The organism is Thalassiella azotivora (genome assembly GCF_054781695.1).
On record NZ_BAAGTX010000002.1, the window covers coordinates 189,700 to 214,094 of the forward strand.

Consider the following 24,395-nt stretch of genomic DNA (forward strand, 5'->3'; position numbering starts at 1 on the left):
CGCGGTGCGCGGGCTCAGCCGAGGTCGGTCCGCGCCCTGGCGGTCACCTCGAGCGGCACGCCGTCCGACCAGTCCTCCAGCACCCACGACACGATCGGCACCCGGGCGCGGGCGACGAGGACCACCTGCGCGGTGCGGCCGTCGGGGGTCCCGGTGCCCGAACCCACCGCCAGGCCCTCCAGGTCCTGCGCCGCGACGTTGCCCGCCAGGTGCTCCTCGACGGCGCGCCGCACGGACGCGTCGGTGATCGGCACCCCCTGCGGTGCCGCGCCGGCGTCGTAGAGGGCCGCCTCGTCGAGGGCGTCCGCGGCGTCGAGCGCGGCGGCGTCGGCGACGGCGAGCAGGCGCTTGCGCTCCAGGTGGACGGCGGACGCACCGATCACCACGGTGACGAGCAGCAGCGCGATCGCCGCGTACGCGATGACGAGGAGCAGCACCTGCCCCTCGTCGCCGCGGCGGAGCGCACCGCGACCGTCCGGGCGCTCGACCCGGGTCCCTCGCCCGACCTGCGGCGTCACGGCGCGAACCGGTCGACCACCGCGACCGCCTCCGCCCGCACGGGCACGCGGGTCGGCACGACCGCGGTGACGAACGCCGGGACACCCGGGAGCGTGACGTCGACCGTGACGCGGACCGTGACCAGCGAGTCCGGCTCGCCGCAGCCGGCGGCGCCGCAGGAGACCCGCGTCGCGGCGTCGGCGTCGACGTCCTGGAAGCCCTGGTCGTCCAGCGCGAGCCGGACGACCGTCGACGCGTGGACGGCTCCCGTCCGCTCGTCGGGGGCCGCGGCCAGCACGTGCGCTGCCTCCCGGGCGGCACCCTCGGCGGCGAAGGACGCCGCCTGGAGCCGCCCGAGCACGACGACGAGGTAGACGACCGGCACCAGCAGCAGCACGCCGAGCGTCACGAACTCCACCACCGCGCTGCCGGCGTCCGGGCCGGCGCCCGCGACCCGGGCCCGCACCCTCGCGACGACGCGCCGCACGGCCCGGGTCACGCCGGCCGCCGCGCGCCGTGGCCGTCGACCTCGATCGCCCCGGCGGGCCCGAGCAGGCCGATGACCGGCAGCGGCGCGCGCACCGTGACCCGCACGACGTCCACGCCGCCGAGGTCCACGGTCGTCGCCGTCACGTCGGCGGCGTACCGCGAGGACAGGGAGGCGCCGATCAGCTCACGGGTGCGCTGGGCGGCGTCCTGCGGTCCGCGGTCGGCGAAGGCGCCGTACCGGGCGCCCTCCGCCGCGCAGTCGACCAGGGTGTTGCGCACGTGCAGCACCAGGGTGAGCTGGACGAGGGCGACGAACATCAGCGTGAGCAGCGTGCCGACGAGGACGAAGTCGACGGCCGCCGACCCTCGGTCGCCGGGTCGCGGGACACCGCCGCTCCCGTGCCCTGCACGCGGCGGGCGGGGCACGGGTCGGGGGCCGTCGGCGGGGGTCACGGGCGGGCTCGCGGGACGTCGGCTCAGTTGGCCAGCACCCGGTTCATCGCCTCGGTGAAGACGTTGTTCAACGCGTCGCCGGCGACCGCCCACAGGCCGATCACCAGGCCCGCGGTCATCAGGGTCACCAGGACCCACCCGGGCACGTCCCCCCGGTCCCGGGCCCCCGTCGTCCCGCGCCAGCGCACGACGACCCGCTGGACCAGTCCTGTGCTCATCCGATACCCCTCTCCCGCGACGCGGACCGTCCGCGTCGGTGTGTCGTGCGGCTCACAGGCCGACCGTGAGGACGGCGAACCCGGGGTAGACCGCGAAGACGACGGTGACCGGCAGCACCAGGAAGACGACCGGGACCATCATCGCGATCTCCTTCTTGCCGCCGGTCTCCATCAGCTGGCGGCGACCCTGGTCGCGGACGTCCTGGGCCTGGGCCCGCAGCACCTCGGCCAGCGGCGTGCCCCTCTCGACGGCGACGGCGACCCCGTCGGCGAACCTCGCCAGGCCCGCCAGGCTCGTCCTGGCCGCCAGTCCCTCGAGGGCCTGGGCCAGGCTGGCTCCGGCCCTGGCGTCGGCGAGGGTGCGGCGCAGCTCGGTGCTCAGCTCCCCGTGGCACGTGCGCGCGACCCGCTCCAGGGCACCGACCGCCCCCTCACCGGCACTGACGGACAGCGCCAGCAGCTCGGCGACCGTGGGGAACTCGGCCAGCATCCGCTCCTCGCGCCGGCGGACCGCCACACCCAGCAGGTAGTCACGCGCGAGCACGCCGGTGACCCCGCAGACGACGACCAGCGCCACCAGAGGCACCAGCGAGAAGCCCCGGGCGGCTGCGACGAGGACCGCCGCGACCAGTCCGGCGCCGAGGCCGCCGAGCCCCCACAGCACCTGCTCCGCGCGGAACTCCTCGACGGTGGTCCGCTCCCCCAGCTGGTCGAGCCGCCGGCGCACCGTCCCCGGGCCGCCGGACACCCGCTCGACCCACCGCGTCGCGTCCGCCATCACCGGGGCGAGCAGCCGCTCCAGGACGGCCAGCGGGGAGCCCGACCGCGCCTCGCGGACCAGCAGGCGGGACGGCGCGACGGCGTCGCGCACGTACGGCGCCAGCCGGTCGTCCAGGGTGGGTCGCCGCAGCCAGGGCAGCCGGACCAGGACGAGCCAGGCGCCCAGACCACCCACCGCGCCGAGCAGCGCACCGGTCAGCACCGTCGGTTCGGTCAGCCCGGTCAGCGTCAGCTCCGTGAGCGTCATCCCCGTCAGCGTCATCTCGGTCAGCGTCATCTCGGTCAGCGTCATCTCGGTCAGCGTCATCTCGGTCAGCGTCATCTCGGTCAGCGTCACCTCAGCACCCGCTCCTCCTCCGGCAGCCTGCCGATGCGGACCATCACCCGGTAGGCCACGACGGACAGCCCGCCGCCGACGGCCAGGACGAGGACGCCCGCCGGCCGGTTGTAGGCGTGCACCGCCTCGGGGCGCGTCGCCAGCAGCCCCAGCACGACCCACGGGGCGGCCACGGCGAGCCGCGCGGCGTTGACCGTCCAGCTCTGCCGGGCCTCGAGCTCGGAGCGGGTGCGGGCGTCCTCGCGGAGGAAGGCCGACAGGGTGCGCAGCATGACGCCGAGGTCGCTGCCGCCGACCTCCCGGGTGACCCGCAGGGCCTCGACGATCCGGTCGGCGACGGGGTCGGCGAGGCGACGCTTGAGGTTCTCCAGGCTCTCGGCGAAACGTCCCGTGGCCCGGTAGTCCTCGGCGAAGGCCACGAACGCGGGCCGCAGGGGCTCGGGGCCGCGCTCGCCGAGCTGGCCGAGGGCCTCCGGCAGCGACAGGCCCGCCCGGATGCCGGAGGTGAGGTGGTCGACCGCCTCCGGCCACAGCTCCCGCACGGCCGTCCGGCGGCGGCGAGCCCGTCCGCGCACCACGGCCACCGGGGTCCACCCCCCGATCACGGCGAAGCACACGGCGATCGGCGGGGACGACGAGACGGCGACCACGACCGAGCCGACCAGCGCGGCGCACACGAGGCAGGCGCCGGCCAGGGCGCGAGGTGACACCGAGGCCATGTCGGCCTGGACCAGGTCGTCGCCGAGACGGCGCCGCCAGGCCGGCACGGGCCGGGGCGTGCGTGGTCCGGCCGGCTCCCAGGCGGACCACCACGTGAGGAACAGGCCTGCTCCCATCAGCAGGCCCAGGGTCGCGCCCACGTCAGCCGGCCAGCAGCGCGGCGACGTCGACGCCGACCCGCTCGAACCGGTCGAGGTGCGGGGGGAACCCGTCGGCGCGCACGAGCGCGCCGTGCCGCGTCGTGAAGACGTCGGCGGTCTCGACGACCTCCTGCTCGACCCTCCCGGGGACGGCCACCACCTCGCGCACGCGGCGGCGTCCCTCGGCGTCGAGGGCCACGTGCACGACGAGGTCGACGCTCGCGGCGACGGTGGGCACCACGAACCGCGACCCGACGTTCTCGCCCGCGAGCAGCGGCAGCGTGCACATCTTGGTGATGGCCTCACGCGCGCTGTTGGCGTGGATGGACGCCATCCCCGGCAGGCCGGAGTTCAGGGCGATCAGCAGGTCGAGGCTCTCGGCCTGACGGACCTCGCCGACGATGATGCGGCTCGGCCGCATCCGCAGCGCCTCCTTGACCAGCCGTCGCAGCGGCACCTCACCGGTCCCCTCGAGGCTGGGCTGGCGGCACTGCAGCCCGACGCAGTCCCGCAGCGGGATCTTCAGCTCGAAGACCTCCTCGCAGGTGATCACCCGCTCGCTGCCGGGCACGGCGGCCGCGAGGCAGTTCAGCATGGTGGTCTTGCCGGCCTGGGTCCCACCGGACACCAGCACGTTCAGACCCGCGGCCACGGCGGCCTCCAGGAAGCGCGCGGCGTGCGCGGTGAGGGTGCCGAGCGCGACGAGGTCGTCGAGCCGGTCGGCCCGCACGACTGGCGCAGTGACATATTCGAATGCCGTGAATGCGCCGTCGACAGGGCAGGCAGGCCTTGCACGCGACGCATGGCCAAGTAGGCTAACATCGCCATATGGCGATGCATGTTCTGACGCAGTCCGCCGCGGATGACGCGGTCGACGAGGCGGCGGCCCTGTTGGTGGCGGCATGCCTGTTCCACGGGTTCAGCGACCCCTCACGGTTGGCGATCCTGCGGCACTTGGCGCTCAGCGAGCACCGCGTGGTGGATCTGACCGAGCACCTGGGGCTGGCGCAGTCGACGGTGTCCAAGCACTTGGCGTGCCTGCGCGACTGTGGGCTGGTGACCTCCCGACCGCAGGGGCGGGCGTCGATGTTCTCCCTGTCCCACCCCCAGGCGACGATGCAGCTGCTGTCGGCGGCCGAGCGGCTGCTCGGCCTGACCGGCGACGCCGTGGCCTTGTGCCCCACCCACGGCGTCCAGGCGCAGGCCGGCCGGTCATGAGTACCCGCCACGTGCACCACGTGCGCCCCAGCGCCCCGCTGGGTCCTGCTCAGGTCGAACGCAGGGAGCAGCTGGGACGCCGCGCCCGGCTGCTGGCCGCCGCGTCGGTGTCCTACAACCTGCTCGAGGCAGTGATCGCGATCGGCGCCGGCGTGGTCGCCGGGTCCGTGGCGCTGATCGGGTTCGGCATGGACTCGATCGTGGAGGTCTCCAGCGGCCTGATCATCCTGTGGCAGTTCTCCCACCGGCTGCCCGAGACCCGGGAGCGTCAGGCGCAGCGGCTGATGGCGTTCGCCTTCTTCGCCCTGGCCGGCTACGTCGGCGTCGAGTCCCTGCGCGCCCTGCTCGGCGACGCCGAGCCCGACTCATCACCGGTCGGCATCGGCCTGGCCATCGCCTCACTGGTCATCATGCCGTTCCTGTCCTGGGCCCAACGCCGCACCGGCCGCGAGCTCGGCTCGGCCGCCGTGGTCGCCGACGGCACCCAGACCCTGCTGTGCACCTACCTGTCCGGGGTACTGCTGGCCGGTCTGGTCCTGAACACCACCCTCGGCTGGGGCTGGGCCGACCCCGTCGCAGGCCTGGTCATCGCCGCCGTCGCCGCCCGCGAAGGACTCGAAGCCTGGCGCGGCGACGGCTGCTGCGCACCCGGCGCCGCACACGCCGACGCCGCGCCCGCGGACGACTGCTGCAGTGGGTCCGACGACGCCTGCTGCGCGAAGGACTGATGGCGATGACGCTGTTGGCCCTGGGGCTGTTCGTTCTCTACCTGGTGCTCGCGTTCGTGCTGCGCACCCTCGTTCAGCTGCGCTGGACCGGTGACTCCGGGTTCCGCGGCATCTCCGGCCGACCCGGGTCTGCCAGATGGTGGGCCGGCGTACTGTTCGCCGCCGCCCTGGCCGCGGGCCTGGCCGGCCCGGTGGCCGGGCTGCTGGGCCTCGCACCGCTGGCGGTCCTCGACCGGCCATGGATCGCGGCTGCAGGAACGCTCACAGCGGTGCTCGGCGTCGCAGCCACCGTCCGCACGCAGCTGGCGATGGGCACCAGCTGGCGGATCGGCGTCGACCCCACCGAGACCACCACCCTGGTCACCACCGGCCCGTTCGCACTGGTCCGCAACCCCATCTTCGCCGCGATGGCCATCACCGGGACCGGCCTGAGCCTGATGGTGCCCAATGCCATCGCCGTCACAGGCGCAGCGCTGCTGCTCATCGCCCTGCAGCTGCAGGTCCGCGTCGTCGAGGAGCCGTACCTGCGACGCGTGCACGGCTGGGCCTACCACGCCTATGCGGCGCGTACTGGCCGGTTCGTCCCCGCCCTGGGCCGGCTCCGCGCACCGCAGCCGGACCCACTCCCCGGCGGATAGAAGACCAGCCATCCCTGCGGTGCGACGGCACGAAGGTGCTCGGCCGCACTCCTCCTAGTCACTGCCGATGCACGCGCACGGACTTGCGAAGGACGTGATGGACCTGTTGACCCATGTCGGGCAGGCGGTCGGCCTGTTCCTGGTGACGAACATCGACGACATCATCGTGCTGTCGTTGTTCTTCGCCCGCGGCGCCGGCGTGCGCGGGACCACCGCCAAGATCACCGCAGGCCAGTACCTGGGTTTCGGGGCCATCCTGACGGTGTCCGTTGTGGTCTCGCTTGGCGCGGCCACCTTCTTGCCTGAGGCGGCAGTCGCCTACTTCGGCGTGATCCCGTTGGTCCTGGGTCTGTTCGCGGCCTGGAAGGCCTGGCACGGCGATGACGACGACGACGCCAAACTCGCGGGAAAGCAGGTCGGCGCCTGGACGGTGGCAGGTGTCACCTTCGCCAACGGGGGCGACAACATCGGAGTCTACGTGCCCGTGTTCGTCACGGTGGGCAACGCGGCGATCGTGGCCTACTCGATCGTCTTCCTGGTGCTCATCGCGGCGCTCGTCCTGCTGGCCAGGTTCGTCGCTACCCGTCAGCCGATCGCGCAGGTGCTCGAGCGCTGGGAGCACATCCTCTTTCCGCTGGTGCTGATCGGGCTGGGTGTGATCATCCTCGTCGAGGGGGGTGCCTTCGGCCTGTGACCGAAGCGTGGGAGGGCTGGAGCTGGACGTCTCAACGGTTGTTAGGGTGACGTGGTGAGCGAAGAACGCTGCGACCTGTTGTGCCTGGACCTGCCGAGGGCCGAGGCGGTCAGGTCGATGTTGCCCGCGGCTGCTGAGGCTGAGCAGGTGGCGAGATTGGCCGGTGCGTTCGCCGACCCGACGCGGCTGCGGCTGGCCGCGGCGTTGGCCGCTGGGGGGGAGATGTGCGTCTGCGACCTGGCTTGGGTGTCCGGCTTGGCGGACAACCTGGTCTCTCATCACGTGCGGCGGCTGCGAACAGCCGGCCTGGCGTCGCGCCGGCGTGAGGGCAAGCTGGTGATGTACCGGCTGACCGACACCGGCCAGGTCCTGCTGGCCATGCTGACCGAGCACGCTGGCCACGGCGACAATGGTGGCGGTGTGGACGGGCCACCGAAGGCAGCCTCGGCCGGTCAGATCACGTCCGCAGGTAGGCGCCGACGATGAGCGACGGAGAATCTCCGGTCGGCCCACGCGGCGGCGGACCGGGCCGTGATGCGACGTCGCGGCGAGGTGGCGTGGTGTCGCGCAGGACGGCGATCATGACTGCTGGCGCCGCCCTGGTCCTGGGTGTCGGAGGAGGCAGTGCCCTAGCGCTGCGAGCAATCGACCGATCGCGCGGCGAGCAGGAAGAGTCGCCTCTGAGCAGCGGATCGGTCGATGCCGGGCAGCCGGTGACCGAGTTCGCGGCCGAATCCCGGGCCGCCCCGGTGGACCTATCCGGTACGACGCTTTCCGGTGAGCCTCTGGACCTCACATCCCTACGCGGCGGCCCGGTGGTCCTGAACGTGTGGGGCTCTTGGTGCGCCCCATGCCGTGAAGAAGCCCCGGTCCTGGTCCGACTGTCATCCGACTACGCCACCCGCAGGGTGTCCTTCGTGGGCCTGAACGTGAAGGACAACCCGGCCGCCGCCAGGGCCTTCGAGGACCGGTTCGGTGTCAGCTACCCCAGCATCGACGACGGCGACGGTCGCGGGATCCTGGCGCTCAGCCAGTACGTGCCCGCCTCGGCGGTGCCGGTGACGTTGGTGCTCGACGCCGCCGGGCGGGTCGCGGCTCGGGTGCTCGGCGCAGTGCGGGAGGCGACGCTGAGAGCGTTGCTGGACGCTGTCCTGTCCGAGAAGGGCGGGTCATGACCGGTGGCGTCGCCGCGCCGTTGAGCGGCCTGGCGTCCAGCGCAGCGGCAGTCGACGTCACCGGGGCCGTGCTGACCGGCTCGTTGCTGCTGGCGGTGCCGATCGCAGCGGTCGCCGGGCTGGTCTCGTTCCTGTCACCGTGCGTGCTGCCGTTGGTCCCCGGCTACCTGTCCTACGTCACCGGGCTGTCCGGCACCGACCGGCAGAGCCCTCGGCGTGGCCGGGTGCTGGTGGGCACGTCGTTGTTCGTCGCCGGGTTCACCGTCGTGTTCGCGAGCTTCGGCGCCCTGTTCGGTGGTCTGGGGTCGCTGCTGGTGGCCTACCAGGACCCCATCACCCGGGTCCTGGGTGTGATGGTGATCGTCCTGGGCCTGGGGTTCCTCGGCTGGCTGCCGGTACTCCAGCGCGACCGTCGCCTGAGGGTGCGGCCCGTCGCGGGACTGGCGGGAGCACCCCTGCTCGGCGCCACCTTCGGGCTGGGATGGACGCCGTGCATCGGCCCCACCCTTGCCGCCGTGCAGACCCTGGCCTTCACCGAGGCCAGTGCCGCCCGCGGCACCGTCCTGTCCGTGGCGTACGCGCTGGGCCTGGGGTTGCCGTTCCTGTTCGTCGGCCTGGCGATCGGGCGGGCGACGAACGCGCTGGGCTGGGTGCGCAGCCACCGCCTGGCCGTCAGCCGCGCAGGCGCTCTGATGCTCGTGCTGATCGGGGTGCTGCTGGTGACCGGGCTGTGGGAACAGATCATGGTCACCGCCAGGATCTGGACGGCATCCTTCACACCGGCGATCTGACCAGCCACGGCGCCAGCCCGGCCTGGCGCGCCGTATCCGTCGAGTATCAATCAAGGAGAGACGTGGGCACGAGCAAGCAGCAAGCCAAGGACCGCGCCGCCCGGGCGGCGCAGCTGCGCGCCGCGCAGGAACGCAGGGAACGGCGGCGCACCCTGCTGGTGATGGGAGCCACCCTGGCGGCCTGCGTGTTGCTGGTATCGGTGGTCGTGGTCGTCATCAACGGTGAGCGTGACCGCCAGGGACGCGAGCAAGCCGCTGCGGACGCCCCGATCGAGGGGGTGCAGGAGTTCGCCGACCTCCCGCGCGACCACGTCACCGAACAGGTGCAGTACGACCAGAGCCCGCCGGTCGGCGGGAACCACGAGGGCGTGTGGACCAACTGCGGGGTGTACGCCCAGCCGCTGTCCAACGAGCAGTCGGTGCACTCCCTGGAGCACGGGGCGGTGTGGATCACCTACGACCCCGCCCTGCCCGCGGCGCAGGTGGAGACGCTGACCGCCCTGGTACAGCCCAACCCGTTCGGGCTGCAGAGTCCCTTCCCGGGGCTGTCCAGCCCCATCGTGGCCAGCGCCTGGGGTGTGCAGCTGGCGGTGGACGACGCCGACGACCCGCGGCTGGCCCGGTTTATCGAGAAGTACGCCCAGGGCGAACAGACCCCCGAGCCCGGTGCGCCGTGTACCGGGGGAGTGACGCCGGCATGAGCACCGTGGACCCGAACCAGCCGCCCGACGACGAGGCAACGAACCAGGGTGGCGGCGGGCGGGCGACCGGGATGTCCCGTGCGGTGCTTGCTGCGGTGGTGATCATCGCGGTCGCGGTTGCGGCGGCCGGTGGGCTGCTGGCCGGGTCGCGGTTGGCGGCCGGTCCTGCCGCCTCACCAGGCACCGAGTCGGTGGACGCCGGCTTCGCCCGTGACATGCAGGCGCACCACATGCAGGCGGTGCAGATGTCGATGCTGCTGCTGGAGGGCAGCAGCGACGTCGAGGTCCGGACGCTGGCCCGCGACATCCTGCTCACCCAGCAGCAGCAGGTCGGGCAGATGCACGGGTGGCTGGAGCTGTGGGATCTCCCGCAGACCACGTCGCGGCCGGCGATGGAGTGGATGCCGGACACCGGTGCTGGCATGTCCGGCATGGATCACGGGTCACCACCCCCCACCGGCGGTGACAGCGCGGTCATGCCGGGGATGGCCAGCACGCAGGACCTGCGACGCCTGGAGGAGTCCGCGGGCTCGGTCGCCGACCGGCTGTTTCTCCAGCTGATGATCCCGCACCACGAGGGTGGGGTGGCGATGGGCGAGGCGGCTGCCCGCAGCGCCAGCCAGCCGCAGGTCCGTCACCTGGCCCGCACGATCGTGGATTCCCAGACCTCCGAGCTGAAGGTCCTGCAGGAGATGCTGACCGCCCGCGGTGGTCCAGTGACGTCGTGACCAGTTCTCACCTCGCCAAAGTGGCGCTCAGCGATACCAGGACGTCGGCTGCGCCGCTCACGTCCCGGACGGCGGCGCCTTCACCCCACGGCCATGTCGTGGGTGGGACGGCGCACCGGGCCGCGGCGCCGGCCCGGTGGGCCAGGGTTGCCGGGCGCCTGACGGCGGCGGTGCTGGCCGGTCTCGTCCTCTGGGCGGCGTTCCCTCCCCATGACCTGTGGTGGGCGGCTCCCTTGGCGGTGGGGATACTGACGGCGGTCGTGGCCGGCCGCGGGGCGGCTGCTGCGTTCGGATACGGGTTGACCGCCGGGCTCGGTCTGTTCGTCCCGCTGCTGTCGTGGACCTCGAACGTCGGTGCCGACGCCTGGCTCGCGCTGGCACTGCTGCAGGCGGTGTTCCTCGGGGCGATGGCCACCCTGGTCGCCCGTCTTACCGGGATCAGGTGGTGGCCGATCTGGGTGGCCGCCGCCTGGGTGGCCCAAGAGGCGCTGCGTGGACGGCTGCCCTTCGGTGGATTCACCTGGGGTCGACTCGCCTTCTCGCAGGCCGACAGCCCGCTGCTGCCCTACGCCGCGGTCGGCGGAACCGCCCTGGTGACGTTCGCGGCAGCGCTGCTGGGCGGCTGCGTGCTGGTTGTGGCCGGTCAGCTGCTGCGCCGTCGTTGGCGGGCGGCCGGCTGCTGGGGGGCGGTCGGGGCGGCGGTCCTGACCGGACCGGTTCTGCTGCCCGGTGGCCCAGCGCCCGCGGACACGGTGACTGTGGCCGCGGTGCAGGGCAACGTGCCGCGGCTTGGGCTGGGCGCCTTCGCGCAGGAACGTGCCGTCCTGGACAACCACGCGCAGGCAACCGCCCGGCTGGCCGACGACGTGGCCGCGGGGAAGGTCGAGGCACCAGACCTTGTTCTGTGGCCGGAGAACTCCTCCGACGTCGATCCCTACCGTGACCCCGGCGCCTACGCCCGCATCGACGCCGCGGTCCGTGCGGCCGGGGTTCCCACCCTGGTCGGTGCCGTCGTGGACGCCGGTCCCGGCCGGGTCGCCAACACCGGCATCGTGTGGGACCCGGTCACCGGTCCCGGCGCCACCTACGTCAAGCAGCACCCGGTCCCGTTCGCCGAGTACGTGCCGTTCCGCTCCCTGCTCACCCGGTTGGACGAGCGGTTCGCGATGGTGCCCAGGGACTTCGTCAAGGGTGACCGGACCGGCCTGCTGCAGGTCGGACCCGCCGCCGTGGGCGATGTCATCTGCTTCGAGGTCGCCTACGACGGCCTCGTGCGCACCACGGTGGCCGCCGGGGCCCAGTTCCTCGTCGTGCAGACCAACAACGCGACCTTCGGCTACTCCGCCGAGACCGAGCAGCAGCTGGCCATGTCCCGGCTTCGCGCGGTCGAGCACGGCCGTGACGTCGTGGTGGTCGCCACCAGCGGAGTCAGTGCCGTCATCACGCCCGACGGGACGGTCAGCCAGCGGGCGGAGCTGTTCACGGCACAGACGCTGACCGCCCCGGTCGGCCTGCGGAACGGGTTCACCCCAGGTTCGCGGGTAGGCGCCGGGGTCGAGTGGGTCCTGTCCGGGCTGGCCGTGGCCCCGCTGCTGGCGGCGCTGGTTCGGCGCCCGCGGCGACCTCGAGCCCGTCGCGTTCCGGCGGCACCGGCATGAGCGCCTCCCCGACCAGTCCCCGGGGCAGCGACCAGGCGCCCGACTCACCTGCCGAGGGTGAGGGTGTCCTGGCGGTGCCGGCCCGTCCGCTGGGACAGGGCGCCGCGGCGTGGGGGCGATGGGGTTGGCGGACCCTGACCTCGATGCGGACGGCGTTGTACCTTCTGGCCGCGCTGGCCCTGGCCGCGGTGCCGGGGTCGCTGCTGCCCCAGCGAGGGGTGGCCAGTGACCCCAACGCCGTCGCCCGGTTCCGCACCGACAACCCCGTGATCGCGCCGTGGCTGGACCGCTTCGGCTTCTTCGAGGTCTACTCCTCGCCCTGGTTCGCGGCCATCTACCTGCTGCTGCTGACGTCGATGACCGGGTGCGTGCTGCCCCGTTGCCTGCGGCTGTGGCGGGCGGCTCGCGCGCAGCCGCCCCGGGCGCCGAGGAACCTGGCGCGCCTGCCCGGGCGCAGCTGGGCCAGTGCGGGAGACCAGCAGCAGGAGCTGACCTCGGCGGCACGCGAGCTCAGGCGCCGCCGGTACCGGGTGGTCGTCGACGGCGACACCGTGCGGGCCGAGAAGGGCTACCTGCGCGAGATCGGCAACCTGGCCTTCCACCTGTCGCTGCTGGTGCTGCTGGTCGGTGTGGCCGCCGGGTCGCTGCTGGGCTTCGAGGGGCGGGTGATCGTGGCCGAGAGCCAGGGGTTCTCCAACACTCGCTCCCAGTACGACGAGTTCACCCCCGGCCCGCTGGTGGACGAGACGTCGCTGACCCCGTTCTCCTTCACCCTCGAGCGGTTCTCGGCCTCCTTCGAGCCCGACGGGCCGCAGCGAGGCACACCGCGCGACTTTCGGGCCGACGTCCACGTGGTCACACCACAGGGCAGGGCCGAGAGCCAGCAGACCATCGAGGTCAACCACCCCCTGGAGATCGACGGCACGAAGGTCTTCCTGACCGGCAACGGGTACGCCCCCCGGGTCACCGTCCGCGACGGCACCGGCGAAGCGGTCTTCAGCGGGCCGGTGGTGTTCCTGCCTCTGGACGGCAACCTGACCTCCGAGGGCGTGGTCAAGGCCCCAGACGCCCGGCCCACCCAGCTGGGGTTCGAGGGGCTGTTCCTGCCGACCGCAGCGGTGGACCCGACCACCGGCCCGACGTCGCTGTTCCCCGCCGCGCTCGACCCCCGCCTGGTGCTGACGGCATTCACCGGCGACCTCGGCCTGGGGGACGGCCGCCCGCAGTCCGTCTTCACCCTCGACAAGGCAGACCTGTCGCAGGTCACCATCGACGGACAGCCGCTCGCGAAGGCGCTGGCGGTGGGCGAGACGATGACGCTGCCCGACGGGCAGGGCAGCATCACCTTCGACGGGGTGTCACGGTTCGCGAACTTCCAGATCGCCTACGACCCCGGCAAGGAGATCTCCCTGGCCGCCGCCGTGATGCTGCTGGCCGGTCTGACCGTGTCCCTGCTGGTCCGCCGGCGCCGGGTGTGGGTGCGGGTGCGGCCCGCCCCCCAGCACACCGGCACGAGCGTGGAGCTCGCCGTCTCGGCGCTGACCCGCCGCGGCTCACCCGAGGAAGAACTCGACCAGCTGGTCACCGCACTGACCCGGTCCCCGGCGGGCACCCAGCGGCCAGACCCAGACCCAGACCCAGACCTCGCCAGCGAACCAGCTGAGCGCACCGTCCTCACCCACCAGGAGCAGGAGCAGGCATGACACCGCCCATGACGTTGGCCGAGCTCAGTGACGCCTTGATGTACTCGGCCATCGTCGTCTACGCCCTGGCGATGCTGACGTACGCCGCCGAAGCCGCCATCCGAACTCGGACGCAACAGCCCACCACGGCGCCGGCGCCCCAGCGGGCATCCGTGCCAGCCGGACCGCTGACCGCGCCGGCGTCCGACCACGACACCACCGCCACCGTCACAGGGGTGACCGGTGACTCCGGCAGAGGCCGGCGCACCGGGCATGTCGCGGTTCGACTGACGGTCCTGGCGTTCCTGCTGCATGCCGGCGCCGTGGCGGCGCGCGGCGCCGCCGCCGGCCGGGCGCCCTGGGGGAACATGTACGAGTTCGCCGCCGCCGGCGCCCTGGCCGCCAGCGCCGCCTACCTGGTGCTGCTGCGCCGGGAGCCGGTCCGCGACCTGGGCGTCTGGATCGTCGGCGTCGTGACCCTCACCCTCGGTCTGGCCGTCACGGTCCTGTACACCCCGGCCGGGGACCTGGTGCCCGCCCTGGACTCCTACTGGCTCGTGATCCACGTCGCCGCCGCCATCATCTCCGGGGGCATGTTCACCGTCGGCGCCGCCGCCGCACTGCTGTTCCTGCTGCGTCGGCGCTCAGACCGCCGCCAGGCACGCGACGGCCGCGCCGGCGGCTACGCCGGTCACCTCCCACCGGCTGCGATGCTGGAGAGGGTGGCTCACGCCGCGCACGTCTTCGCCTTCCCGATCTGGACGTTCGCCGTCATCGCCGGCGCCATCTGGGCCGAGGACTCCTGGGGCCGGTACTGGGGATGGGACCCCAAGGAGACCTGGGCGTTCATCACCTGGGTGCTGTACGCCGCGTACCTGCACGCGCACTCCACAGCCGGGTGGCGCGGCCCCAAGGCCACCGCCTTCGCGGTGGCCGGGTACCTGGCGTTCCTGTTCAACTTCTTCGGCGTCAACATCTGGATCACCGGTCTGCACTCCTACGCCGGGGTCTGAGCACCCCGGCCATGTGCCGCCGGGCAGCTCACCCCACAACCACCGCCAGCCCCCAACCCGAACAGGACCGGTCTCCCGCTACAGGGGCCCAGCGCTCAACGAGGCGGAGACGCCGACCGGACATGTGGAAGGTCAGTGCGTGCCACGGTGCACAACGTGGCGTGCACACCATCACGGATACAGGCCAGCGCCACCGCAACCGGCACCGGTGTGCGGACCGGACCATCCTTGGTGCGAGACAGCAACGTGCCGCCGACAAGACACCCACCCTGGCAGTGCACGGCGACGGCCAACGCCGTTCCACCGGGCGTCCGGTCGCGGTACGAGGGGGCGGGCCGGGCGGACACGTGCACCACGTCCCGGCCACCGCCCGGACCCAGCACGATCAGCACCGACCCACCCGCAGGGTGATCACGGATCTCGGTCACACGGCGAACGGTCATCGCGCCCGGTCACCGCTGAGCTGGCAGGCGGTCACGGCGTCCCCGGTCGCGGCCAGCAGCCGCTCCGCTGCGGCCAGCAGCCCCATCAGCTCGGGCTCGGTGGTCAGGGAGAACAGCGACGCCCGGCCCCGCGGGCGCGAGGTGACCAGCCCACACCCGCGCAGGCACGCCAGATGCTGGGAGACGGTGGACTGCGCCATCCCCAGGTGCTCGGTCAGGTCCACCACCCGGTGCTCACCCAACGTCAGATGCCGCAGGATCGCCAGTCTCGTCGGATCGGCCAGACTGCGGAACAGGCACACTGCCGCGGCCGCCACCTCGGTCGCCTGGTCGGCGTCCGACCCGAGCCGCTCCGACGGATCTACCTCTGGGATCGCCATGCACCGATGCTAACGCCGATGCGTGCCGATGCCGTGCGCCCCGCCCGGGCTCGGTACCATCGGCGCCTAACGATGATGACGCCTGGCGCCGCTGCGGGCACGCGGTGTCCACAGGGAAGGACTAGTTGATGGGTGCAGGGCACAGCCACGGCGGCCCGGGAACGGCCTCGGCCGCCCACCGCGGGCGGCTGGCGATCACGCTGGCGATGACCGCCACGGTGATGGTCGTGGAGATCGTCGGCGGGCTGCTGTCCGGATCGCTGGCCCTGCTCGCCGACGCCGGGCACATGGCCACCGACGCCGCCGGCATCGCGGTCGCGCTGATCGCGGTGACCCTGGCGCAGCGTCCCGCCACACCGCGACGCACCTTCGGCCTGCAGAGGGTGGAGATCCTGGCGGCCAGCCTGAACGCCGTCGTCCTGTTCGGGCTGGCCGGGTACATCCTGTTCGAGGCCTACCGCCGGATCACCGACCCGCCGCAGGTGGAGTCCGCGCTGATGCTGGTGGTGGCGGTGGTCGGACTGGCCGTCAACGCCGCCTCGCTGCTGCTGCTGCGGCGGGCGCAGGCGGAGTCACTGAACATGCGCGGGGCCTACCTGGAGGTGCTGGGAGACCTGCTCGGTTCGGTCGCGGTCATCATCGCCGCCGCCGTCATCCAGATCACCGGCTTCGACCTGGCCGACCCGATCGCCTCGGTCCTGGTCGCCGTGATGATCCTGCCCCGGGCGTGGACACTGCTGCGCGAGACGCTCGACATCCTGCTGGAGGCCACACCCAAGGGAGTCGACCTCGAAGAGGTGCGGGCCCACATCCTGGCGACTCCAGGAGTGCTGGACGTCCATGACATGCACGCCTGGACCATCACCTCGGGGCTGCCGGTGATGTCCGCGCACGTCGTGGTGACCGATGCCATCGCCACCGGTGACCACGCCCCCGTCCTGGACCAGCTCGCCGAGTGCCTGGCCGACCACTTCGACGTCGAGCACTGCACCTTCCAGATCGAACCCGCCAGGCACCGTCACCACGAAGGAGTCATGCACGCATGACCCCCGCCGCAGCACGCCCACCGGAACCGACCTTCTGTCCGCAGGGGTGCCGCAGTCGCCAGCTGCCTGGCCCGCTGCTCGGGGCCCTTCTGGTGGCGGCGCTGCTGGTGGCGCTGACCGCTGGGCCGCCGCTACCGGCGGTGGCGCACAGCCAGCTGATCAGCTCTGACCCGGCCGCGGACAGCTCACTCGACCGGTCGCCGCCGGTGGTGTCGCTGACGTTCGACGAGGACGTCGAGCCCCGGTTCGCCACCGTCACCCTGGCGGTCGGTGCCGGCACGCCGGCGCAGGTCCCCGCCTCCGTGCAGGGCTCACAGGTGCTGGCCGACGTACCGCCGGACCTGGCCGCCGCCACCACCGCCGGGCAGGCGACCGGCTGGCAGTTGGCCTACCGGGTCGTGTCCGGGGACGGGCACCCCATCACCGGGACCCTGGACTTCACCGTCACCGCGCCACCGCCACCAACCACCTCGGGCGCTCCGGCCAGCAGCGAGCCGCAGCCGTCGCCTACCGCCTCCGGTCGGGCACCAGAACCTGCGTCGACCGCCGGCATCGTGGCCGCCGACGCCCGCGCGACCGGCGGGGTGTCGATCGGGCAGCTCCTCGCAATCGCCGCCGTGGCCCTGGCTGCTCTGGTCGGGGCCGGGTTCTGGCTGTCACGGCGCCGACCAGGGCAGCCGTCGTGACCGGCGCGACCAGAACGGGTTTGGGCGTCGGGACGGTCCTGCTGGTGCCGGTGGTCGCCGTCGCAGCGCTCCTGGCGTCCGGCGGCTTGGAGGCACCGGCACCCGGTCTGCCCGACCCCGGCACGCTGACCCGGTGGGGGCTGCCGGTGGCCCGCGCAATCCACGACGCGGCGGCCGCGGTCACCATCGGTCTGCTGGTTCTGGTCGCCGTCGTGCTGCCACCCGATCCCGGCGTGCCGGCCGGGCGGCTGGGCCGGGTGCGGGCCGAGGGCGTACGGCTGGCGGCGGTGGCCGGCACCGTGTGGGCGGTAGCAGGGGCCACGGTGCTGGCCCTGACCTACTCCGACCTGGCCGGCACAGGCCCTTCCACGCCAGGTACCGGCGGCCAGCTGCTGTCCTTCGTGTTCGACTTCGACCTCGGCCGCTCCCTGGCGGCGAGCCTGGCCATGGTGATCGTCGTGGCCACCGGCGCCGCTCTGGCCACCCGCCTGACCACCGTCGCGGTCATGGCCCTCATCGCCCTGGCGGCGCTGTGGCCGCTGGCGCTGACCGGTCACACTGCCGGTGCCAGCAACCACGAGGCGGCTGTCGACACCCAGGCCGCCCATCTGTTCGGGGTGAGCATCTGGGTCGGTGGGCTCGCCGGCCTGGCGCTGCTGCGCCGCTCACTGGGCGACCGGTTCGCCGTCGCGGCACGCCGGTTCTCCACCCTGGCCGGCTGGTGCTTCGCCCTGGTGGCCGCTTCCGGGGTGCTCGGGGCGCTGGTCCGTTCCGGCGGGTGGTCCGGGCTGGCCTCGGCGTACGGGCTGCTGCTGGGCGCCAAGGTGATCGCGATCGTCGTGCTCGGGGCCGCCGGCTGGGTGCACCGGCGTCGGATCCTGGCCGCCCTGGACACCAGCCCCGCGACCGGCCGCGCGTTCGCCCGGCTCGCGGCCGGCGAGCTGGTCGTGATGGCGGTGGCAACCGGCCTGGCGGTGGCCCTGGCCCGGACCTCTCCGGTCACTGCCGGCGCACCCCCGGAACCGGTGACGCTGACCGAGTCCCTGCTCGGCTACCCGATGCCCCCGCCCCTGGGGGTCGCCGAGTGGTTCACCCAGTGGCGCATTGACACCGTCTGGGCGCCGGTCGCCGTCGCAGCCGCCGCCTGGTACCTGGCCGCGGTCATCCGCCTCCGGCGGCGAGGAGACCACTGGTCGGTGCCACGCACCATCGGCTGGCTCGCTGGCTGCCTGGTGCTGATCTGGGCCACCAGCGGTGGGCCGACGGTGTACGGGCGGGTGCTGTTCAGCATGCACATGGTCGAGCACATGACCATCGGGACCCTGGTGCCCATCCTGTTGGTCCTGGGCGCCCCCATCACGCTGGCGCTGCGCACCACCGTGGCCCGCCGCGACGGCAGCCGCGGGCCGCGGGAGTGGCTGCTGCTGACCGTGCACTCGAAGGTCTTCAGGAGCTTCGCGCACCCCGTCGTCGCGCCCATCCTGTTCATCGGCAGCCTGATCGTCTTCTACTACTCACCAGCCCTGGAGCTGTCACTGCGCACGCACACCGGTCACGTGTTGATGACGGCGCACTTCATCATCGTCGGGTACCTGTTCGCGTGGGTGATCTGTGGCCCCGACCCCGGCCCCAAACGACCCGTCTACCCGATCCGACTCATCATCCTGATCGCGACGATGGCCTACCACGCGTTCTACGGGGTCTCGATGATGGACACCGTCGACATCCTCGCCCAGGACTGGTTCGCCTCCCTCGACCGGACCTGGGGACCGACCCTGGCGCAAGACCAGTACCGCGGCGGCGCCCTCGCCTGGGCACTGGGCGACTACCCCGTCGCGATCCTCGCCGTCGCGATGGCGCTGGCCTGGATCCGCGACGACGCCCGCGAGACCCGCCGCCACGACCGCAAAGCCGACCGAGACGGCGACGCCGACCTGGCCGCCTACAACGCGATGCTCCAACGACGCGCCGCCGCGCACACCGCACCCCAGCCCCAGCCGGCCACCCGCGGTTCGGACGAGTCCTCGACTGCCTCGCAGCACGCCGATGCCGCACCAGAGCGCCCGTGACCGCCCCCGCCCACCACCAGCTGACACCCCACATGCACCCAAGGAGCACCACACCTCATGATGGAGATCCTCGGAGCGATTGTTCCCAGCATCGGCGTCGGACTGCTGTTCTGGCTCGCCATCCGGGCGATACTGCGGGCCGACCAGCGCGAACGCGCCGCGATGGCCAAGCTCGACCGCGACCAAGCACAAGAAGCTCGCCGAGCCGGGTCCCCGCCCGCTGCCCAGCGAACCCAACCGAAGGCCCTTCACACCCGTCCCCGCTCACCCGAGCAGTGACCGAACGCGCCCCGACCGTCTCGTCCGCCCGACCCTCCTACCGCCGATGAAGAGAGCTCGCACCCCGCACAGCACACCCGCCCTCCCCGCTGGTTCCCAGGTGGCGGCCCCCGCGCCCGTCCCTGCTTCAGTTGATCCCTTTCGCAGAGCGCTCCGCGGCGTAGTCAGCCCACGAGCCACCTGCATAGTTGCGCCAGCGCTCGGCAGTGCTGGCGCCGACGCCAAGCAGGTCGCAGAGAACCATGGGTGGGACATCACGAGCCAGAGCTAGCAGAGCGGTGTTGCGGCCAGCACGGGTATGGACGCCGAGTCTTGTGAGCTCCACGCGTAGGGCTGCGTCGCCCAGACGCTTGCCTGGTCCGCGACCGGGTAAGAGCCACCCGTCACCGTCCGCGTTGAATGCACGAGAGAGGCCGCGGGGCTGAGCTTGGGGCACTCTGGCGACGGCAAGGTCCCTGGCGATACCGGCGAGCGGTTCGTCTAGGACGACGGAGTCCGTGCCGAGGTCGATGTGGGTGACCCCGTCGGTCACGGTGACGTCGGATCGCCGTAGCCGGACGATGGTGGAAGCTCGTTGGCCGTAGAGGAGGACTAGGCAGCCGGCCAACCTCAAGCGGTGCGGCAGCGCGTCGTCAGTGAGGCACCGCCGGGCCGCAGCCCAGTGCTCGTCGTGGGGGATGAAGGTGCGTGGCGTGTCCATCTTCTGCTTCGGCAGATCCAAGGCCGGGGCGAGGCGCTGCTGTCGCGCCCAGCGTAGAAACTTCACTGTGTGGATGACATAGCCAGGGTTCTCGGTCATCCAGACGTCGACCATTGGCTGGTTCAACGCGTTCAGCGGCACGTTGGCTGCCTCGAGGTCGGCTAATAGCCGGTACGGACCGAAGAGGGCGTTGCGCGCATTCGAGCAGGTGGACTCTGGGTCACGTCCTTGGGCGATCCTCGACCGGACGCGCGGCAGGGTGTGCCACGTGACGAAGCGCCGTAGGACGGACCGGTGGGCGGACGCGAGAGCTTCTGTGCGGGCCTCGATCTCGCGCTGCAGGCGGGCGAAGTGCTCATCTCTGGGCGGGAGCACCCCGGCCGACACGAGTAGGCGTCGAAGGTGCTCGATACCGGTCGCTCGGGCCCGCCGATGTGCGCCTGCCGTATCAAGCGTTGCGTGCTCGATAGGTAGCCGACCTTGCGCCATGTCACGGAGCACCACCATGGCGGGGCTACGGCTCAGCCACCTGGCCACCTGGTCGTGGTCCTCGGCGGTCGACAACTGCTCGACGAAGGGCAGCAGCTGATCAGGCACCTTTCCGCTGCCTGCTGAGAGGGAGGCGAGGATCCGCACCCGGAGCCGACAGGTCAAGCATCGCCGTGGGCTCAGATCACTTATGGCGAATGCCTGCCCACCGCACCGACGACAGGAGTCCACGGCAGTCGAACTACACCGCGGGCACACCGGTTCGCCACCGTCACGTCCGCGGACTCGGGGATGGCGGCAGTCCGCGCACACGAGTTGAGGCAGGCGGCTGCAGGCTTTGCAGACGTCCTCGCCGGTGCGGCGGGATTGGATGACGCGATGCTCGCCGCACCGGTCACATATGCGACGCAATGGCGGCGGAGAGGTTCTCCTGCGGGTCGGGTCGAGGGACCGCGCGGCCCGCTTCGAGCAGCGCACGCATACGCGACCGTCTGGAGCCTGCACAACCTTCTTCGCCGGCCGCCCACACCTGACGCAAGGCGGCTTGGGACGCGCCTCGTCGCACCGGGCACATAGCAACCGTCCCTCATGATGGCGAGGCTTCAGGGGGCGGCTGCCGCATGCCGTGCACGCCGGTTGGTTGCGGCGCCACCAGCAGCGTTTACAGACCGCCGACCCATCGCTGGTTCGGCCGCCGGGCTCCCAGCGGCGCCCACAGTCCGCGCACGGCTCGTGATCGCGGTGGGAGTGGCAGCGTTGACACAGCGGTGCACCGTCTTGAGCACGTCCTCCCAGCGCTCGGACGTTCCCGCACTCTGAGCAACGGGTGCGCCGACGCTTCAACATGCATCTCTGGCACAAGACTCCGCCGTCGACGTGACGCCCCTTAGGCGGGGAAAGGCGACCGCACTCAACGCACTCCGCAGCTCGACGTCGCCGCATGCACTCCCCGCACACCGCGCCGCCATCGGGCGCGCGGCCCGTGGGATAGCGCACGTTCCCGCAGCGATCGCAGGCTTCTCGTCGCCCGCTGCGCCAGCACGTGTCGCACTGCCTCTCGCCCGACTCCAGCCGCGAGGTGAGCGGTTTGGGCTCGCCGCAAGTCGCACAGCATGGGACGGCGGCTCCCACCACGCCCTCGCGCGCAAGCGCAGTGGCTAGCCGGCGCACCACTCCCACGGCCCGCGACGACCCCGACACCAGGAAGGACGGTTCGTCGATCAGGTGCCGGACCAGGATCGTCAAACTGCGTCCGGGCGGGCATGCCTCGACGACACAGGCACGAATCGTCTCCGGGTCGGCCTCTGGCAACACGGTCAGAGCGGCGATCACCGCCCGCTCCACCAGTTGAGGGCGCCGATCGCTGGCGGAGGAACGCGCAGAGTTCGCCACCAGGTTGCTTGTCCGCGTCATCAGTGCTCGCGGCTCAACGTCACTCTCTTCGGCCTTCGCACCTCTCCAGTTGGCGTCGTCCGTGAGGCACGTCCCGCTACCGCGGTGCGTGGCGCGTTCTGCTCGACAGCCCGAAGCCCGATCAGCTGATCGGGGGTGCAGTCCAACGCATCGCATGCCGCAGCTAGCACCCGCATGTTCAACCGCTCAGGGCACTGAGTCACCAACCGGTACACCTGAGTCGCCGACAGGTTCACTCCCCGCTCCGCAAGCAGCGGTTGCAGATCCGTCGTCGAGAACATCCCCCGCTGCGCCATCACCTGCCGCAACTTCCACTCGACCTCAACCGCGCGCATCCTCAACCAACCCTTCGTCCATAGAGTCCGCCAACCGGTCCAACGCCGACCGCAACGACCGGTTCTTGAAGTCGCTACTGAGACCTGAGTAGAGCCCCGTTGACCCTCCCCAACGGTGGCCCACCTGTTGCTGGACGAAGTAGGCGTCAAAGCCGTCTTCCAGGAGGTGCGTGACATACGAGTGCCGTAGGCAGTGCGGGTGCAGCTCTGTCGGCAGCCCTAGCGCGTCTCGATACTCCGCGAAGCGCCGGCTCACGTAGTCCGTGCTGACGCCGCTGCCACGCTCAGTCGGCCACAACCACGCACCTGCTCGATCGCCGTAATCGGCGCGGACCTCGAGGTATTCCTCGAGCACGCCCGCCGTCCACGGCATCACTGCCAACACGGACCGGCGCCGCGGCGGCCCGCCACGGACGGCCTTGCCCCAGCGGACATTGCAGACTCCGAAGCGGCCGAACTCGGCGGCCTTGGGATTGGAGTGGAAGTCGACCACCTCTAGCCGGGCTACCTCACGACGACGCAGCCCAAACGCGTAGGTGACCTTGAACAACGTGGCATCTCGCCATGCCGCCAACCACCCCTTGCGCCCCGAACGCTGAGCGGCCACGACGCGGTCGTCGGCATAGTCGAAGAACCGCTGGATCTCCTCGCGCGTGAGCGCCCGGACCGCAGGACGCGCCTCAGCTTCTTCGACATGCACCACGGTGTTCCACTCGTGGAACACCTGAACCGGATGCGTGCCGAACCGCTCCCAGCACTGCTCAGTCCAGCCATAGCCGGGATCGGTGACGTAGTCGCAGAACCGCCGGACCATGGCCTGATAGCCGCGCAGCGTGGACAGCGTCAGCCCCGCGTCACGCAGGTGGCTCGACCACGCTTCCACGTCCTCGGCCGACCACCGCCATGGGTACTCCCCGGAGAACTCGATGAAGCGGCGCACAACCCTTTCCCGCATCGTGACCGAGCTCACCGCGAGTCCGCGCGAGCGCCCCTGCGCGGCCCACCCCCGCAGCATCCCGTCCACCACGGCGTCTTCAGGGTGCAGGTGGCGCACCGACGACGGGACCAACCGCGCCGCCACCGACTTGTCTCCACGATCGACCAAGGCCACCTCCCAGCAGGAGGTGGATCATTGCATCAAATGCAAGATCGCTCAAAGGCCCAGGTCACGGGCGCAGCCCTCCCTCAGTACTCCATGCCCACCGGCGAGAGCAGTGGAGCAGGTGTGCTCAGACACGCGTGCGACCAAGCCCGCGAATCCACATCCGATGCAACTAGTCGCCTTTGACGAACTTGCGGATGTTGACGGCCCAGTGCTCGCGGGTGATGTCGGGGATCACGACGTGCAGCCGCGAGCCGTCGGGGAGCATGGCGTCCACGAAGGGCGAGCTGAGGTCCACCCGTCGCCCGGACGTCTTGAGCATCCGCTCGACGAGGTCGCGCACCTGGTCCGCCGTGAGGATGGTCGTGGTCAGCTCAGAGCGCCCGTCACGAGCCACGAAGACCTTGCCGGGCTCGTTGACCCAGATCTCCTCGACGCCCGGGTCGTCCAGGTACCGCTGCAGGGGCCCCAGACCGGCGACGGCGTCCAGGACGGACCTCACGGTCGCCGGCAGGTCGGTCAGCGGCGGCAGCGACCCGGCCAGCGAGCGGTCGTCGTAGTCGGAGACGACGGCCTCGACCAGCTCCCGGACCCCGCGCGGGTCCCGGTGCGGGTCGACCCCCCGTCGACGGATCAGCTCGCGGACCTCGTCCTCGACGATCGTGGCGCCGTCCACTCCTGCCCCCTGCCGCAACCGGTCCCGTCCCTGCGCTCGTCGACCGCACCGGCGACGGGAGCCCGGCGAGGCGGCGGCCACGATAGTGCGGCAAACGACGCCAACCGGCCGCTGTT

General features: G+C 71.8%; 26 protein-coding genes and 2 pseudogenes. 16 read left to right on the forward strand and 12 right to left on the reverse strand.

What is annotated here, in order from left to right; translation table 11 throughout:
* Positions 1 to 14 precede the first annotated feature (14 nt).
* From ACYVQV_RS02510 to ACYVQV_RS02540, 7 genes and pseudogenes are all read right to left on the reverse strand, one after another.
* Complete coding sequence (locus ACYVQV_RS02510) at positions 15 to 518, reverse strand: pilus assembly protein TadG-related protein (protein WP_461021677.1); 504 nt, start codon at positions 516 to 518, stop codon at positions 15 to 17.
* Positions 515 to 997: a pilus assembly protein gene (locus tag ACYVQV_RS02515; protein ID WP_461021678.1), complete on the reverse strand. Its 483-nt coding sequence runs from the start codon at positions 995 to 997 to the stop codon at positions 515 to 517. Before ACYVQV_RS02515 ends, ACYVQV_RS02510 begins: the two co-directional genes overlap by 4 nt.
* The gene (locus ACYVQV_RS02520) at positions 994 to 1,440 is read right to left on the reverse strand and encodes a TadE/TadG family type IV pilus assembly protein (protein WP_461021679.1); all 447 of its coding nucleotides are present in this window, start codon (positions 1,438 to 1,440) and stop codon (positions 994 to 996) included. Before ACYVQV_RS02520 ends, ACYVQV_RS02515 begins: the two co-directional genes overlap by 4 nt.
* Before the next feature lie 23 nt (positions 1,441 to 1,463).
* Positions 1,464 to 1,658, reverse strand: a complete 195-nt coding sequence (locus ACYVQV_RS02525) for a hypothetical protein (protein ID WP_461021680.1) — start codon at positions 1,656 to 1,658, stop codon at positions 1,464 to 1,466.
* Between the two features lie 52 nt (positions 1,659 to 1,710).
* Positions 1,711 to 2,685, reverse strand: coding sequence for a type II secretion system F family protein (locus ACYVQV_RS02530; protein ID WP_461021734.1), 975 nt, complete (start codon positions 2,683 to 2,685; stop codon positions 1,711 to 1,713).
* A gap of 86 nt (positions 2,686 to 2,771) precedes the next feature.
* Complete coding sequence (locus tag ACYVQV_RS02535) at positions 2,772 to 3,635, reverse strand: type II secretion system F family protein (RefSeq protein WP_461021681.1); 864 nt, start codon at positions 3,633 to 3,635, stop codon at positions 2,772 to 2,774.
* 1 nt (position 3,636) lies between these two features.
* A pseudogene (locus tag ACYVQV_RS02540) lies at positions 3,637 to 4,368 on the reverse strand (CpaF family protein); the annotation flags it as partial.
* Between the two features lie 95 nt (positions 4,369 to 4,463).
* Here ACYVQV_RS02540 and ACYVQV_RS02545 point away from each other — a divergent pair.
* From ACYVQV_RS02545 to ccsB, 12 genes are all read left to right on the forward strand, one after another.
* Positions 4,464 to 4,853 carry an ArsR/SmtB family transcription factor gene (locus tag ACYVQV_RS02545; protein ID WP_461021682.1) on the forward strand — a complete coding sequence of 130 codons (390 nt, stop codon included), beginning with the start codon at positions 4,464 to 4,466 and terminating at the stop codon, positions 4,851 to 4,853.
* Positions 4,850 to 5,581 carry a cation diffusion facilitator family transporter gene (locus ACYVQV_RS02550; RefSeq protein ID WP_461021683.1) on the forward strand — a complete coding sequence of 244 codons (732 nt, stop codon included), beginning with the start codon at positions 4,850 to 4,852 and terminating at the stop codon, positions 5,579 to 5,581. Before ACYVQV_RS02545 ends, ACYVQV_RS02550 begins: the two co-directional genes overlap by 4 nt.
* A 5-nt stretch (positions 5,582 to 5,586) precedes the next feature.
* Complete coding sequence (locus ACYVQV_RS02555) at positions 5,587 to 6,219, forward strand: methyltransferase family protein (protein WP_461021735.1); 633 nt, start codon at positions 5,587 to 5,589, stop codon at positions 6,217 to 6,219.
* A gap of 97 nt (positions 6,220 to 6,316) precedes the next feature.
* Positions 6,317 to 6,913 (forward strand): cadmium resistance transporter, encoded by a 597-nt coding sequence (locus ACYVQV_RS02560; protein WP_461021684.1) that lies wholly within the window; start codon positions 6,317 to 6,319, stop codon positions 6,911 to 6,913.
* Between the two features lie 54 nt (positions 6,914 to 6,967).
* A complete protein-coding gene (locus ACYVQV_RS02565; RefSeq protein WP_461021685.1) occupies positions 6,968 to 7,399 on the forward strand; it encodes an ArsR/SmtB family transcription factor in 432 nt (143 codons plus the stop codon).
* A 74-nt stretch (positions 7,400 to 7,473) separates the two neighbouring features.
* Complete coding sequence (locus tag ACYVQV_RS02570; RefSeq protein ID WP_461021686.1) at positions 7,474 to 8,088, forward strand: TlpA family protein disulfide reductase; 615 nt, start codon at positions 7,474 to 7,476, stop codon at positions 8,086 to 8,088.
* Entirely contained in the window at positions 8,085 to 8,879 is a 795-nt protein-coding gene (locus ACYVQV_RS02575) for a cytochrome c biogenesis CcdA family protein (protein ID WP_461021687.1), read from the forward strand. Before ACYVQV_RS02570 ends, ACYVQV_RS02575 begins: the two co-directional genes overlap by 4 nt.
* A 62-nt stretch (positions 8,880 to 8,941) precedes the next feature.
* A complete protein-coding gene (locus ACYVQV_RS02580) occupies positions 8,942 to 9,580 on the forward strand; it encodes a DUF3105 domain-containing protein (protein ID WP_461021688.1) in 639 nt (212 codons plus the stop codon).
* Positions 9,577 to 10,308, forward strand: a complete 732-nt coding sequence (locus ACYVQV_RS02585; RefSeq protein ID WP_461021689.1) for a DUF305 domain-containing protein — start codon at positions 9,577 to 9,579, stop codon at positions 10,306 to 10,308. Before ACYVQV_RS02580 ends, ACYVQV_RS02585 begins: the two co-directional genes overlap by 4 nt.
* Before the next feature lie 98 nt (positions 10,309 to 10,406).
* A complete protein-coding gene (lnt, locus tag ACYVQV_RS02590; RefSeq protein ID WP_461021690.1) occupies positions 10,407 to 11,966 on the forward strand; it encodes an apolipoprotein N-acyltransferase in 1,560 nt (519 codons plus the stop codon).
* Between the two features lie 143 nt (positions 11,967 to 12,109).
* Positions 12,110 to 13,669 carry a cytochrome c biogenesis protein ResB gene (gene resB, locus ACYVQV_RS02595; protein WP_461021691.1) on the forward strand — a complete coding sequence of 520 codons (1,560 nt, stop codon included), beginning with the start codon at positions 12,110 to 12,112 and terminating at the stop codon, positions 13,667 to 13,669.
* Positions 13,666 to 14,661: a c-type cytochrome biogenesis protein CcsB gene (gene ccsB / locus ACYVQV_RS02600; RefSeq protein ID WP_461021692.1), complete on the forward strand. Its 996-nt coding sequence runs from the start codon at positions 13,666 to 13,668 to the stop codon at positions 14,659 to 14,661. Before resB ends, ccsB begins: the two co-directional genes overlap by 4 nt.
* A 439-nt stretch (positions 14,662 to 15,100) precedes the next feature.
* Here the strand turns inward: ccsB and ACYVQV_RS02605 are convergent, their stop codons facing one another.
* Positions 15,101 to 15,484, reverse strand: coding sequence for an ArsR/SmtB family transcription factor (locus tag ACYVQV_RS02605; protein WP_461021693.1), 384 nt, complete (start codon positions 15,482 to 15,484; stop codon positions 15,101 to 15,103).
* Between the two features lie 128 nt (positions 15,485 to 15,612).
* On the opposite strand from ACYVQV_RS02605, the gene ACYVQV_RS02610 reads away from it, so the two are divergent.
* The 4 genes from ACYVQV_RS02610 to ACYVQV_RS02625 all read left to right on the forward strand — a co-directional run bounded on the left by ACYVQV_RS02610 (position 15,613) and on the right by ACYVQV_RS02625 (position 19,564).
* Positions 15,613 to 16,530 carry a cation diffusion facilitator family transporter gene (locus tag ACYVQV_RS02610; protein WP_461021694.1) on the forward strand — a complete coding sequence of 306 codons (918 nt, stop codon included), beginning with the start codon at positions 15,613 to 15,615 and terminating at the stop codon, positions 16,528 to 16,530.
* 140 nt (positions 16,531 to 16,670) lie between these two features.
* On the forward strand, positions 16,671 to 17,216 hold the full coding sequence (locus ACYVQV_RS02615) for a copper resistance CopC family protein (RefSeq protein WP_461021695.1): 546 nt from the start codon (positions 16,671 to 16,673) through the stop codon (positions 17,214 to 17,216).
* On the forward strand, positions 17,213 to 19,285 hold the full coding sequence (locus tag ACYVQV_RS02620; protein WP_461021696.1) for a cytochrome c oxidase assembly protein: 2,073 nt from the start codon (positions 17,213 to 17,215) through the stop codon (positions 19,283 to 19,285). The genes ACYVQV_RS02615 and ACYVQV_RS02620 overlap by 4 nt, the downstream gene beginning before the upstream one ends.
* 57 nt (positions 19,286 to 19,342) lie before the next feature.
* Positions 19,343 to 19,564, forward strand: coding sequence for a hypothetical protein (locus tag ACYVQV_RS02625; RefSeq protein WP_461021697.1), 222 nt, complete (start codon positions 19,343 to 19,345; stop codon positions 19,562 to 19,564).
* 127 nt (positions 19,565 to 19,691) lie between these two features.
* Here the strand turns inward: ACYVQV_RS02625 and ACYVQV_RS02630 are convergent, their stop codons facing one another.
* From ACYVQV_RS02630 to ACYVQV_RS02645, 4 genes and pseudogenes are all read right to left on the reverse strand, one after another.
* A complete protein-coding gene (locus ACYVQV_RS02630; protein WP_461021698.1) occupies positions 19,692 to 20,861 on the reverse strand; it encodes a hypothetical protein in 1,170 nt (389 codons plus the stop codon).
* 1,304 nt (positions 20,862 to 22,165) lie between these two features.
* Positions 22,166 to 22,501, reverse strand: a complete 336-nt coding sequence (locus ACYVQV_RS02635) for a helix-turn-helix domain-containing protein (protein WP_461021699.1) — start codon at positions 22,499 to 22,501, stop codon at positions 22,166 to 22,168.
* Positions 22,488 to 23,612 carry a tyrosine-type recombinase/integrase gene (locus ACYVQV_RS02640; protein WP_461021700.1) on the reverse strand — a complete coding sequence of 375 codons (1,125 nt, stop codon included), beginning with the start codon at positions 23,610 to 23,612 and terminating at the stop codon, positions 22,488 to 22,490. Before ACYVQV_RS02640 ends, ACYVQV_RS02635 begins: the two co-directional genes overlap by 14 nt.
* A 175-nt stretch (positions 23,613 to 23,787) precedes the next feature.
* A pseudogene (locus ACYVQV_RS02645) lies at positions 23,788 to 24,297 on the reverse strand (ATPase, T2SS/T4P/T4SS family); the annotation flags it as partial.
* Positions 24,298 to 24,395 lie beyond the last annotated feature (98 nt).